The sequence below is a fragment of the Sporocytophaga myxococcoides genome (assembly GCF_000775915.1).
GTDB lineage: Bacteria > Bacteroidota > Bacteroidia > Cytophagales > Cytophagaceae > Sporocytophaga > Sporocytophaga myxococcoides_A.
Map to the genome: position 1 here is coordinate 432078 of NZ_BBLT01000004.1, position 14725 is coordinate 446802.

At 35.8% G+C, this 14725-nt stretch carries 8 protein-coding genes; 5 read left to right on the top strand and 3 right to left on the bottom strand.

Going from position 1 to position 14725, the window contains the following annotated elements; translation table 11 throughout:
• Window positions 1–280: 280 nt before the first annotated feature.
• Entirely contained in the window at window positions 281–2050 is a 1770-nt protein-coding gene (locus MYP_RS12010; RefSeq protein WP_081990495.1) for a right-handed parallel beta-helix repeat-containing protein, read from the bottom strand.
• Between the two features lie 242 nt (window positions 2051–2292).
• Here MYP_RS12010 and MYP_RS12015 point away from each other — a divergent pair, with 242 nt between their 5' ends.
• The 5 genes from MYP_RS12015 (at window position 2293) to MYP_RS12035 (ending at window position 12442) form a co-directional block, all read left to right on the top strand.
• The gene (locus tag MYP_RS12015; protein WP_052430132.1) at window positions 2293–3180 is read left to right on the top strand and encodes a glycosyltransferase family 2 protein; all 888 of its coding nucleotides are present in this window, start codon (window positions 2293–2295) and stop codon (window positions 3178–3180) included.
• A 115-nt stretch (window positions 3181–3295) separates the two neighbouring features.
• Window positions 3296–4915: a Kelch repeat-containing protein gene (locus tag MYP_RS25015; protein ID WP_052430133.1), complete on the top strand. Its 1620-nt coding sequence runs from the start codon at window positions 3296–3298 to the stop codon at window positions 4913–4915.
• Window positions 4916–5042: 127 nt separating this feature from the next.
• On the top strand, window positions 5043–7862 hold the full coding sequence (locus MYP_RS12025; RefSeq protein WP_052430134.1) for a T9SS type A sorting domain-containing protein: 2820 nt from the start codon (window positions 5043–5045) through the stop codon (window positions 7860–7862).
• 177 nt (window positions 7863–8039) lie between these two features.
• The gene (locus MYP_RS12030; RefSeq protein ID WP_052430135.1) at window positions 8040–10832 is read left to right on the top strand and encodes a T9SS type A sorting domain-containing protein; all 2793 of its coding nucleotides are present in this window, start codon (window positions 8040–8042) and stop codon (window positions 10830–10832) included.
• 875 nt (window positions 10833–11707) lie between these two features.
• Window positions 11708–12442 (top strand): YoaK family protein, encoded by a 735-nt coding sequence (locus MYP_RS12035; protein WP_045463502.1) that lies wholly within the window; start codon window positions 11708–11710, stop codon window positions 12440–12442.
• A 53-nt stretch (window positions 12443–12495) separates the two neighbouring features.
• On the opposite strand, the gene MYP_RS12040 is transcribed toward MYP_RS12035, so the two are convergent.
• Window positions 12496–13695 carry a glycosyltransferase gene (locus MYP_RS12040; protein ID WP_045463504.1) on the bottom strand — a complete coding sequence of 400 codons (1200 nt, stop codon included), beginning with the start codon at window positions 13693–13695 and terminating at the stop codon, window positions 12496–12498.
• A complete protein-coding gene (locus MYP_RS12045) occupies window positions 13692–14627 on the bottom strand; it encodes a glycosyltransferase family 2 protein (RefSeq protein WP_045463506.1) in 936 nt (311 codons plus the stop codon). The genes MYP_RS12040 and MYP_RS12045 overlap by 4 nt, the downstream gene beginning before the upstream one ends.
• Between the last annotated feature and the right edge of the window lie 98 nt (window positions 14628–14725).

Below are 14725 nucleotides of genomic sequence, written 5' to 3' on the forward strand. Positions count from 1 at the left end.
GCCTTAAGCACGATAAAAAGTAGAGGTCTAACTTATAGGTACTTGAGATTTATTGGAAATAATTTTGACAAATTTTGCTTTACAGCTTTGCTTTGTTTAGTTAAGAAACGGAGTATCAAATATCATATTGCCTTTATGTTGAGAGCTCCATTTCATACTCCTTAAAAACTTTAAAATAATATGTAAATTATATTTTGCCATGTATTTTTAATGAAATATCCGGAAACCTCTGATATAGAGGCTTCCGAACACCTCATAATGACTACAATTTATGTATGTATCAGCTTACTACATTAATTGATACTGTGTATAAAGGACCTGCTGTACCTGAAGCTCCTTCTTTAGTATATGGAACCGTTGTGATAGTATGTACTCCCAATGCAGGTGTCCATGGATTATAATTACCAACTCCTGCATCTCCATACATGCTAAATGGCACACCGTTTTCAGTTCTAACATTCACCCCATCATATTTAAAAATCACACTTTTAGTTTCTGCCGATGTATTTGCACGAACATTTATTTTATTCGTACCGAGTGCACTAAAGCTAATTTTTGCACCATTGGATATTGTCATGATATCTTTTCCTGTAGTTGCATTTACAAGAGTTAAGCTGGTAATCTGAGCTGTGCCGGTTGAACTAGCAGGTGCACCTGCAGAACCAGAAGTAATATTTGAAAGCGAAGAACTGCTTCCTTCAAATGCTCCGATATCATATGCCACGCCGCTTGGTCTTCTTCCTCCGCCAAAATCAGAAGTAATGCCATAAGAGCTTGTATTCATCCCTTTATCAATGGCAGGAGAACCAGAAGCTATTCTGTAATCATTACCTGAAGGATTTACGAATTTAACTTCAGCCATAGTAGCAGCATTAAGGTTATTGGAAGATGTTAGTTTTACATTACCACTTCTCGTTGAAATAAACTTACCATTTTTAGGCGCGGCAATAATGTTATTTACAACATAGTTCATCGGAATTTTTTCAGAATAAACCATTATACCATCTTTCCCACTGTTAACAATAGTATTATTAGCTAATTTGAAAAACTGGCCTGGTGTAAATCTTGAATCAGAGAAGATACCAAATGATCCTGCATTTATAATTAAATTATTATAAACAACATTGTCACCATAACCAAGGCAGATAATACCATTACCAGGACCGTTTTTAATAATGTTATTATAGCACAAACCGCCTGTTCCTTCTCCTATTTGAAGACCATTGTTTTGGTTTGCAGCGAAAGGGTCTTTACCAAAGTTTTCTATAGAGTTGTTGTAAATTTCACAACCCTTGATAGCACATCCGACCTGAATACCTTCACAACCGCTGTTTAATACTCTGTTATTATAGATTTTAACTCCCTCTATGCTATGCGGAGAAATATTTCCACATGACAGGCTTCTTCCACCTTCATAGAATGAGTTTCCAATATAGAAACCTTCCCCGGTTACATCGTGAACGTAGTTATCATGAGCAGATACATCTCTCATTGTAAAATTTCCTCTCCATGTAGCTGGATCACATGAAGGATCAGTTTTTCCCATTAAGCCTGCAAATCCTATCTTACTTATTTCCACATTGGAAATTTCCCAATTTGTAGACAATGCCTCAAAGCTAACTCCTATATGAGATCCGGTTACATGAATTCCGTACTGATCAGAAGAGCCATTGCCGGCAACTTTTACATATTTACAATTGGCCAGTTTTAGTCCATATCCATTGCTGGGAGAACATTGTATTGTTACTTTTCCATTTCCGTTTACAAAAGTAATTGGCTTTCCGGGCTGACCGGTAAAATTCTTAAGCACCAGTGGCCCTCTGGTACCTGCTTCTATACAAACTACACTTCCTGCTGGAATATTAAGCGTACTTCCATCTACAATAGGTTGATTAGCCTTTATGGTATAGGTACAAGCATATCCTTCAACTCCTGCGCTGTCTCCGACAGCCATAGAAGGCTTAACATTTTCAATGTCATGTTCCTTTTTACAAGAGGCAAAAGAAATACCTATGGCACACAATGCCATCAAAATACTGGATCGTCTCATTTGAAATTTTATTTAGTTAGATATTAGAGATTTATTTATGAAGCCCAATTGTTGACTGTTTAATTATATCCGGGACTTCCATAAAAAGTAGAGTTTATTCCTATAGGCTGGTTTTTAATTTATTACTGGGTTGATAGCCTTTTATATTTGTTCATGTGTAAACACTATCACTTCTCAATCAGTTCTATTTTTAATGGAAGATTTAATTTTCCTTTTATTTTATTAAAATTCATAAAATAGATATGTCAAGATTTAGCATGCCTGCTTGGGTGTACAGGCATAATAATATACAGTTTAAAGAGAATGATCTATATTCCCTTCAGATAGTAGATAAAATCAAAGAAAAGTTAAAAAGGTTCCAACAAGATGATCCGGAAGTAACTATTGTAATTCCGGCATATAATGAAGAGAAAAATATCCTGAGAACACTGTCATCAATTTCAGAATTAAAAACCAGCTATCGTACTGAATTGATTGTAGCAAACAATAATTCTAAAGACAGGACACAGGAAATATTAGACAGATGTGGTGTACGATCTGTCTTCGTCAAAGACCAAGGAATCAGCTATGCAAGACAAGGAGGGCTTGAGGCAGCAAAAGCCCAAATCATCGCCAATGCTGATGCAGATTCTATTTATCCTGTTGAGTGGTTGGACACAATTATTGAACCCCTTCACAATTCTGCTATTTCATGTAGTTATGGAACATATTCATTTATTCCCGGCGAAGAGAATAACAGATTAACATTAGCATTATACGAAACCGCTGCTAATGCTTTTTTCGCACTAAAAAGAATGCAAAGGGAATGTGTAAATGTTATGGGCTTTAATTTTGCCTATCGTAAAGCCGATGCTCTTGATGTCGGAGGTTTCTATCATCAGCTTAACCGTAAGATAACTAAAAGAAGTGAAGACGGCTGGATGGCCATGTGTCTTACTAAAAAAGGAGATCTCCATTTGGTTGAATCTCCCCTTGCACGGGTTTGGACGAGCGACAGAAGGTTAATGGATGATGGTTCCATAGGAAAAGCACTATATAATAGAGCAAAAACCGAAATATCAAGAATAGGAATTTACTTTACTGCAAAGGGAGAAATAAATATAGAGGAAGAAAAAGCAAAAAAATTTTGATTAGTCTGACAATTTAAAATATCATAAATACAAAGAGCTTTAAGTAGTCAGAGTTTTAATTTATTCCTAACAATCAGGAAAGAGAACATTTTTATATAAAATTTAATTCATTGAAATGAAAATTAATTTATATTTCTTTTTTAGCATTTACATACTCTTATTCTGCTGTAATTCATTTTGCCAGGACACGGGCTATTGGGAGACAGAATCCGAAGATCCCGATCTAATACACAGACATGAATGTAGTTATGTTGAATGCGATGGTAAATTTTATCTTATTGGAGGAAGAAGATTAGGGATCGATAAATATGTGAACATTTATGATCCTATAATTAAAGACTGGGCAAAAGGAACAACCTTGCCTCCTTCCCCGGATGCTCCATCAAAAGCATTGGAAATACACCATTTTCAAGCTGTAGCCTACGATCATAAAATTTATATTATAAATGCATTCACAGGAAATTATCCTTCTGAAGTACCTGTAGACAGGATATATATATATGATCCCACTATTGACAATTGGTCTGAAGGACCTATTATTCCAGTTGAAAGACGAAGAGGATCGGCCGGGGTAGTTGTATACGGAGGAAAATTCTACATTGCTGGAGGACTAATTAATGGGCATAATAGTGATTATGTACCTTGGTTCGACGAATACAACCCGCAAACCAATGAATGGAAAATTTTGCCTGATGCCCCAAATGCCAGAGATCACTTTCAGGCTGTTGTACATAATGGAAAAATTTACCTTGCAGGAGGGAGACGAACTTCTGTAGCTACCGGACAAACCAACAACCTTACAGTTGCAGCAATAGATGTATTTGACTTTTCAAGTCAGACCTGGGAAAGCTGGCCCAATAATATACCAACTCCAAGAGGAGGATGCTCTTCAGTAATATTGGGCGATGACTTATTGGTTATTGGAGGAGAAGGACCCGGTACAGTAAATAATCTGGCTTTCAACAAAACCGAAGCTCTTAATCTTACTACCCAAACCTGGAGAACCCTTGCCCCTCTGGATAACGGGAGACATGCGACTCAGGCAATTGCTTACAATAACAAAATTTATATTGCATCGGGAAGTAAAGCCAATGGGGGAAGTGGAAGTACAGAGCTTTCAAATCAGGAAATTTATCACCTTTCCTCAACAGGAGAACAAATAACATTAACAATCCCAGATTCTATAAACTTTGGAAAGCTTGATTATCTTGCATCTGAGAAAACAATAACAGTCAACCTTTCAAATTCAACATCACAAAATATACAGATCAAAGAAATATCTGTAAGAGGAAACGCTCCTGATTTCTGCTTTGCTACGAACCAGATATTTCCTTATACTATTAAACCTTTTAGTAATCTCCCTTTGGATTTATGCTTTTCCCCCAGAGGTGCAGGATTAAAATCAGCTTACATAGACATTAACCATTCCGGGAGTAATAATCCTGCAACAATAAGGGTTTATGGAGAAAAGCCTGGAAATATTGCATCGATTAAGAATAAATTAACAGGAATAACTATTTATCCTAACCCAGTAAAAGATTACCTCAATCTGATTGATAGTCAAAACAGGAAAAGCCTATATTGGGAAATAATAAACAGCACCGGCAATAAAGTTATACATGGAAATAACAGTCAGCGTATAGACTTTAGTGAACTACCCAAGGGCTTTTATATTGTAAATATTGTATCGGAAAAACCCTCTGAAAAAATGTCAATAAAGATTTTAAGAGATTAGATTCCATAACCAGTTCAAATGTATAGGGAGATAGAATAATTAATTATTTTATCTCCCTATACATTTTTTATTACTTAAACACTGGTAAGGTACAGCAGTTTACTACTGAAATTCATAGTTATCTGACATGAAAACCTTATACCCATTTTCGAAAAAAATCTTAATTGTTCTTCTGTTCCTCGTTCTAAACAAAACTTTTGTCTTTAGTCAGAGTTTTACTTCAAGCACTCTTCAGAACGCAGGAGTTATTACGCCTACATCTCTTCAATTCGGACCAGATGGTAAATTGTATGTTGGACAACAGGATGGAGCTATAAAAGTATTGACCATCAACCGGACTTCAGCAAATAACTATACGGTAACTGGATCCGAAACAATTACCCTTGTAAAAGAAATACCAAATCATAGTGATGATGGAAGTTTATTAATTCAGAATTCATCTAAGAGACTTCTGACAGGTATAGCTGTTGCAGGGACAGCTGAAAATCCTGTACTATATGCTACCTCAAGTGACTTCAGAATTGGAGGAGCCAGCAATGGTGATCTGGATCTCTGTACCAATTCCGGAGTATTATCCAAATTAACGAAAGTAGGAAATAAATGGACAAAAACAGACCTGGTCAGAGGGCTTCCCAAATCAGAAGAAACACATTCCTGCAATGGTCTATACTTATTTGAAGGGAATGGAAAAAAAACAATGCTAATAGCCGTAGGAGGCCAGACAAATGCAGGTTCCCCCTCAAATGTATTTGCTTACTTATGTGAGTATGCCCTTTCTGCTGCTGTCCTTTCTGTTGATCTAAATGTAGTTGAAAACCTTCCTGACAAGCAAGATCCAACAGGAAAGCACCCGTATAAATATGATATGCCTACACTGGATGATCCCACCAGACCAAATAACCCTGATGGATCTGATCAAAATGATCCATGGGGAGGGAATGACGGATTAAACCAGGCTAAAATAGTGACAGGCGGCCCTGTTCAAGTATTTGCTTCAGGCTTTCGAAATCCATATGATGTTTTAATATTAAAGCATCCATCCAAAGCTGGAAAAATTTTCACCATAGACAATGGTCCAAACAAAAACTGGGGGGGAACTCCAATTAATGGTGATGATGGAAAATCTTCAAACAAATATTCATCATCAGAACCAGGATCTCAGGATGTCGGGAACTTTGACGGACTTGAACTCATTGGTGATATGGACGATTATATTCCTGGATCTTTTTATGGTGGGCATCCAAATCCTATAAGAGCAAACCCAGAAAGCGCAGGACTCTATACAGATTCTCCCTCAGGGAAAGGCTGGCGTTATGATAAAAACAGCGCAACTCTACCTTTACCCCAGGACTGGCCTCCCGTGCCTGTTGCAGATCCAAAACAAAGTGAATATAAAAAAGCTGGAACCGCCGCTGACAAATCGCTTCTGTACTTCAAAAATTCAACAAATGGAATATGTGAGTACAGATACTCAGGCAATCCACTTTATGGTGATATTCTTGCTGCTGGCTTTGACGGAAATCTCTATAGAATAAAACTCAATGAGACAGGAGATGCTGTTCTCAACAATAAAGATGCCAATAGATTAAACTTAGATAACCCTTTAGGAAGTGCGCTCGAAGGGAAAGCACTGGATGTAACCTCACAAGGAGATGGAGAGGCCTTTGAAGGTACTATATGGGTTGCTGTATATTCAGCAAATCTGATAAAAGTATTTGAGCCCGCTACTATCATATGCAGCAATACCTCCCCTACTGCCGATGACGATAACGATGGATATTCAAATCAAGAAGAAAATGATAACCAGACAGACCCTTGCAATCCTGCCGATTCTCCACCAGACAATGACAAAGATATGATAAGCGATAAATGGGATATTGATGATGATAATGATGGTATTCCGGACAACAAAGATTTCTTTCCATTGGATAATCAAAATGGATTACAAAACAATATTCCCAAAATCTTTAATCTTACAAATGCAGATCCTGGTACAGGCTTCTTTGGTGTTGGATTAACAGGATTAATGAGCAATGGAACCAGCGATTATCAAGACCTTTACAATAATGATAATATTATTGCAGGTGGAGCAATCGGAGCAATTACTGTTGAAGAAGTTCCAGATGGAGATGCGTATCAAACTAATAACAATCAGCAATATGCTTTTCAGGTTGGTATCAATACTAACAAAAATACCGGTGTCTTCACTGTCAAAACAGGAATATTGCCTAACTACTTTAGCTCCACAACACCACAAAATTATCAATCCCATGGAATGTTTATAGGAACAGGAGATCAGGACAATTACATTAAACTTTCTTTAAATGCCAATGGAGGTGCAGGAGGAATTGAATTGATGACTGAAACAGATGGTGTAACTACCAGTATTCAAAACCCCTTGCCAGGAGATATTCCTAAAACCAACATCGTCTTCTACCTTACCATTGACCCTGAAACAGGAACAATTTATCCTAAATATAAAATAGAGGAGGCAATGTATAGCTTTGATCCAATTCAGGCGACAGGGAAAGTTGCAACTACTATACAGAATGAAGAAACAGCTTTAGCAGTCGGCCTCATTGCAACATCCAGAGGATCTGGCAGTAGATTCAGCGCTACCTGGGATTATATAGAAGTCACGCCAGGAAGCATCACATCTATAAACTTCTGGCACAATGGAGCTAAATCCAAAAATATAAACTTGTATCCAAACCCTTCAAATGATTTCGTTAATATGAATATTAATGAAGAAACATCACAAAAATATACTCTAAAGATCTTTAACAGCTTGTGTCAGCTAATTGATGAAAGCCAAGTTGAATATGTACCTGGAAACGATGATCATAAAATTAAAGTAGAAAATTTCCCAAATGGCATCTATTATATTCAAGTAATTACTGAAGGCCAGGAACAATCAGCAACTGTTAAATTTATTAAAAGTAACTAAAGAACTTAGACAAAGATGAGATTTTTCAAAAAATCTCATCTTTATTTTTTTTTACAAAGTACTCTCTTCCTTCACATTGGAGGTTCTCTTATTAACTTATCCCTCAAAACTGACCTATGTCAATGAACAGCTGACATCGGTATACAGTTATTTTTTATGTTCAATAATACCTACATTATGAAAAATCTGCACAGCTTTTTAAGAATAGTATTACTTATTTTGACATTCCCCATGATTAGTCTGATCAATGTGTTTGGTCAAAACTTCACAATGAGCCATCTGAAAAATGTTAGTCTGGCTAACCCAACATCTCTTCAATTTGGTCCAGATGGGAAATTATATATAGCGCAACAGGATGGACAGATAAAAATTGTAACTATACAACGCAATGGTCCCAATAACTATACAGCTATAAGCACTGAAACTCTAACATTAGTCAGAGATATTCCTAATCACAATGACGATGGAACTCCTTATCCTGCTAAGAAAAGACAAGTAACGGGATTATTAGTGGACGGCAATCCCAGTAACCCAATCATTTATATAACATCCAGTGATCCTCGCATTGGAGCTGGTAGCTTCGGAGATGTTAATCTTTGTACTAACTCAGGTGTCATTTCAAAATTATTTAAAGAAAACGGTAAGTGGACAAAGATAGATCTAGTAAGAGGTCTTCCAAGATCAGAAGAAAACCATGCAACAAACGGATTAGTAAAACATGGAAACAGACTTTTAGTTTGTCAGGGGGGAGGAACAAATGCAGGAGCACCTTCAGCTTTATGGACATACATTACAGAATATGCTCTGGGTGCTGCCATACTTGTTATAGATCTTACAGCAATTGAGGATATGCCAACAAAGATAGATCCTACTGAAAAAAACCCTTATAAGTATGACATTCCAACTTTAGATGATCCCACCAGACCTAATAATTCTGATGGCAGTGATATTAATGATCCCTGGGGAGGGAATGACGGGCTCAACCAGGCAAAGATAATTCCAGGGGGACCTGTCCAAATTTATGCAGGAGGTTTTCGAAATCCGTATGATATTGTAATTACGAAACACCCCTCAAGAAGTGGCAGAGTCTATAGCATAGATAACGGACCTAACAGGAACTGGGGAGGATATCCTGTAAAAGAAAACGGAACTGTTACGAACAATTACCCTGAAGGGGAACCAGGTTCTCTTACAGTTAACAATTTTGATGGTATGGAATATATAGGTAATATTAACACCTACAAACCTGGGGACTTTTATGCAGGGCACCCAACACCTATCAGAGCTAATCCTTCAGGAGCAGGTTTATTCACACACGATTCAATACATGGAAGCAAATGGAGAATTAATAAATCAGATCTTCCAGTTGACTGGCCTCCTGTTCCAGAAAGTATGAAAGATCCAAGAGAAGCTGATTATTATAATGCAGGAACAACCGAGGACAAATCGCTTATATACTTTGAACAATCTACAAATGGAATGTGTGAATATCTTTATTCAGGTAATGGCATGTATGGAGATATATTAGCTGTTGGATACGAAGGAGATATATTCAGAATAAAGATGACCGATGACCCAATAGCTGTTCGCAATAAGCAAATGCCCAACAGGGTCAATATGGAGAAAGGATGGTCTATCGGAGATGCTAAACCTCTTGATATTACTGCCCAGGCAGATGGTGAAATATTTGAAGGAACTATTTGGATAGCAAGCTGGGGCAAAAGCAGAATAGATATCTTTGAACCTGGAGCAGAAATCGAATGTAATAGTGGGCCCAACTCCCCTAATGATGATGATGAGGACGGATACTCTAATGATGAGGAAACCAAAAGCGGTACAGATCCATGCAATGGCGCTGATAAACCAACTGACTTTGATGGTGACTTAATAGGTGATTTTTTAGATGATGATGATGATAATGATGGAATTAAAGATATTGTAGATCTTTATGTAAGAGACAGAGACAATGGCGCTTCTACTACCATTCCAACACACTATGCTTTGTTTAACTATGATCCTGGAACGGGCTTCTTTGGTCTTGGATTTACAGGACTTATGTCAAATTACAAAACAGATTACCTTAATATGTACGATCCATACAATATGGTTGCAGGAGGAGCAGCAGGAGCGCTTACCCTTGAAGCTGTAACACCTGGGGATGCTTTTGAAGATATCAACACCCAGATGAACGCATTTCAATTTGGAATAAATGTCGATAAGTTTTCTGGAACATACATGGTTTCAGCCGCCATTCTTCCAAGCTACTTTAATGCTACAACTCCTAAAGATGATCAATCCCAGGGGATTTACATCGGAAATGGTGACCAGGACAACTATATCAAACTTGTTATTAACTCTAACGGCGGTAAAGGAGGAATAGCTCTCGTAACAGAAGTGAATGGCAAGGCAACAATAGTCCAAAACGAACTACCTAGTTCAACTATTCCAACAGGACCAATTATATTCAAATTTTATATAGATCCTGAAAACGCTGTAGTTTATCCAATGTACGAAATTGCAAAATCTTCCTATAGCTTTGCCCCAATCACAACTTCCGGAAGAACGAGAGGCGCAATACAAAAATCAGATACCACATTAGCTGTAGGCATTATCTCTACATCCAGAAACGCCAATGAAACTTTCAATGCGACATGGGATTACATAGAGGTGAAGCCAGCAATTATTTCATCAATCAATTGGAATAATTCTTCTTCTCCTTCAAATATAATTGCTTATCCAAATCCGACTAGAGATATCATCAACATTAGCTTCAAAGATAAAATAGAGCAAAACTATGCTATTAAGATATACAATAGCATGAGTAAGTCAATGAGAGAAACAATTATAAACTCTGATAGCAAAGGAAAAGATTTATCTGTAAATGTTTCAGATCTTGAACCCGGACTTTACTTTATGCAACTCATTTCCAAGGATTCAAAAACAGCAACACTTAAATTTATTAAACATTAATTTAAAAAGGGCAGGTAATATATCTGCCCCTTAATTATTTCAAAATTACTACTCTTTCAAATTAACCTTAAAGCCATTTACCAGTTAGAAGAAATTATTATAACATTTGCATAATCAAAGTTCTCTCCCAAATCAATTAAACACCACCAACATACGAATAATAATCCTTTAAGAAAACTGAGGTCCGGAACAATAGTGAAAGGAGCTGAAATAACAATCATAAACAACTCAAAGCTTCTTATAATCTTAACGAAATCTCTGTTTATAATAAATCAGCTTTCTCTCAACCTTAATTGTATTAAAAAGATTGATCAATAATTACAGAAGAAAATGTTAATTCTATCAGCTATAATAATAATAAAGACAAAAATAAATTTATCAATATTAAATAAAGATCAACCACCTAAACAGAGTACAACAACATGCCAATCACGTGTTACATTATGGAACAATCCGGCATTCTATTCAAACAACAATATAAATGCTAATCCAAGCACTGATACAGACAAGTATTATTAAGCATTTCTGGAATTGCTATAGCTACTCTGGAAATTACAATTATTGATAAGAATGACAATTACATTGCTGTTACATCATTTTACTTTTACAGATAACAACTTCGTTGAAATAAATCTCTCAGACCATTTGACCTATTTAAATTCATATATTACACAAGAATTAAATCTGGATAACGACCAACTAAAGTATAGTAAGATATACTGGAATAAGAAATAAAATCAAGAAGATAAATTAAAAACAGGAAAGATAATAGGAACAAAGCTTGCACTACTTCTCCATATTTTTCTTTTATTTTATTTTTAATAAATTGCAGAAAATCAATACTAGTAAATTATAACCTTGAAAATTATCTTGCAATGTTTATTCATCATGGAAGAGAAAGAACTTTCAAACATAATCTTCAAATTGCATCTTTGCTCTCCTTCGTGGCAGGAATAGTTAATGTTGCCGGATTTTTATCAGTAGCAAAACTTACTACTAATATCACAGGTCATTTTGCCTTTTTTATTGACGAGGCTTTTAAGCTTAATATAGTCCAGACATTTCTTTACCTACTTTTTATCGTAGCATTTTTTTCAGGCTCATTTACCTCAGGTGCATTGATAGAAATATTTTCAAGGAAAAGTGCAAGATTTGTATATGTAGTCCCAATCATTCTTGAAAGTATAATTTTAACTTCAACAGGCATTTTGAGCTATAGCTTTATTAATAATAATGAAAATCTGATTGCAACCATTCTACTTTTTACTATGGGTTTGCAAAACTCGCTGGTAACAAAAATCAGTAACGCTACAGTCAGAACTACTCATTTAACAGGACTCTTTACTGATCTGGGTATCGAGTTATCACAACTATTCTTTTATAAAGAAAAGGAGCAAAGGTTAAAGCTTTATAGTTCTATCAAACTTAGGTTTACCATTATATCCTTTTTTTTTCTTGGTGGTCTGTTTGCCGGAATACTTTATGACCTAATACAAATCAGGGTACTGCTATTGGGTGCAGCAGTACTGATAGCAGGAATTATATATAATTTTAAAAAACAACAACCTAAGGAATCAATTTCACTCTTAAAACAAAACATTAAAAACTAAAAAAATTAATCCTTCACTTTTAAGAAGGATTAATTTTTTTTAGGATGTTTGATTTATACCTTTGAGCTTCCTGAATGGGGCGTATGTATAAATTTTTTATTAGCTCCTTTTAACTTAAACAGTACCAAAACCATAACAATGAAAGCCCTAGGAAGCTGGGCAATTGCCTTAAAATTCTTCCTGGTAAAAAACTCCGAAGGGACAGCAATAAGCAACCCAAGAGTTTGAATAAGAAATAAACTTATCCAGTAAAATGCCCCAGGAAAGGCAAGTATACCTGAAGTAAATTCAATTAAAGCCGATAATACTGCTGTTACACCTGTTACCCCCAAAAGTAACACCCTTGGTGCCAGGAATTGCTGGAAAGCTTTATCAAAGAAATCCATATTTCCTTTAGTTAAAAGATGCCAAAGTCCTTGGAAGAAATATTGCCTGAAATAATACAGCTGAGCTGATATCCACCTCCTTCTTTGATTCTGAAATATCTCAGCATTTTCTACTTTTTCATCCAGGATATAAGCATCCTCTACATACTCGATTTTAACTTTATCTCTCAGCAGTTTATGTTCAAGCTCTTTATCAAAACCTCCTATAGCATGATTGGTAGCCATTACCTTTTTAAAATACTTATAATGAAAAGCCATTCCCGAACCAATGAGACCGGATGAAAGTCCTAATACTCTATGACCTCTTCTGTAGATATGATTATTAATTTCTTCGCTTACAGCATCCAGTATGGCAAAATTAGTATTCATATTCTTTGCTATTCTATGGCCTTGAACAGCGCCTATGCCTTTTACGGATATTACCGAATTTAACTTCCTTATGAAATCTTCTTTCATAATATTATCAGCATCCAGCACAAGTGCATAGTCATAAAGATTCTCGTCTAACTGACTGAGCGCTGCATTAAGTGATTTAGCCTTTGTACTTTTATCGAAAGAAACTTCAATCACTTTAACAGGCATTGATTTCAGCAAATTCAATGTACTGTTTTGTAATGAATCAGCTATTACAATTACATCATAAAGATGTTCAGGGTACTTCTGTTTCAAAGCCTCTCTTGCTGAGTTTAAAATTACCTCATCTTCTTTATATGATGGGATAAAAACTGCAAATCTTCCCGATGGTTCTTTCAATTTATATTTTCTCAGACCACCGAGTCTTCCGGCAAAAGAGAAAAGAAACCCATAAAATACACAGACCGATAAATAAACAAATAGAATTAATAATATAATTTTAATAGCAATCATGCGGCTTCAAGTTTAATCCTTTTATTCTCCAATAATGCTTTGTTCTTAAAATTCCATAAATAACCTTTCATAAATGCTTTGGCAAAATCTACTTTTTTTGATAACAAATAAGTCAATAAATTTTTTGGCAATGCTACAAAAGTAAAATAGATCATACTGAGATAAAGCTTTACTCCTTTTACATTTCTTCGCATAAACAGCAATCTGTTTCTTGTAAGATAGTAAATTTTCATGGGATTAAGTTTACCCACTGTCGCAGACTCTTTATGAAACACATTTGAATTACCAACAAACCAGATCGTATATCCGGCATCTTTTATTCTTTCGCAGAAATCAAGCTCTTCATAATAAAGAAAATACATTTCAGGCATAAAACCCACCTCCTGAATTACCTTTTTGGGAATCATCATTGCCGCCCCATGTCCATAAGGAGTGCAGCAACAATGATTATACTGCCCGTTATCTTTTTCATGCTGACCTATATACTTATTTCTTCCTGAAATAGGGTTGATTTTAGTACTTCCTGCAAACTGAATCTTTCCATCACTATGATAATAAATCAATTTTGCGGTTGCTGCTCCAGCCCCTGGATCTGACTCCAATTTCGAAACAAGCGGTTCCATAAAATCCGGTGCTACCTCCGTATCATTATTCAGCATGAGGAAATACTTACCTTTGGCTGCTTTAAAACCAACGTTATTTCCACCAGCAAACCCAATATTACTTTTATTTCTTATCAGCCTTACTTCTGGATACCTTTCCTTAATAACCCCAGGATCTTCTTTAGAATGATTATCCACTACAATGATTTCAACATTAGGATAAGTAATTTTCCGTAAAGATTCAAGAAGTGCGCATGTCACATCAGCTCCATTATAATTTATCGTTACTATTGAGACCAACGGGTAAATATCCTCTCTCACATTTCTCATATCAAAATGAAATTTAACATACCAACCCACCCCCCTTTGATGTCAATGGAAAGAAATAGTAAGGAATAAAGAATCAGATTATCTTAAAAAAATCCTGT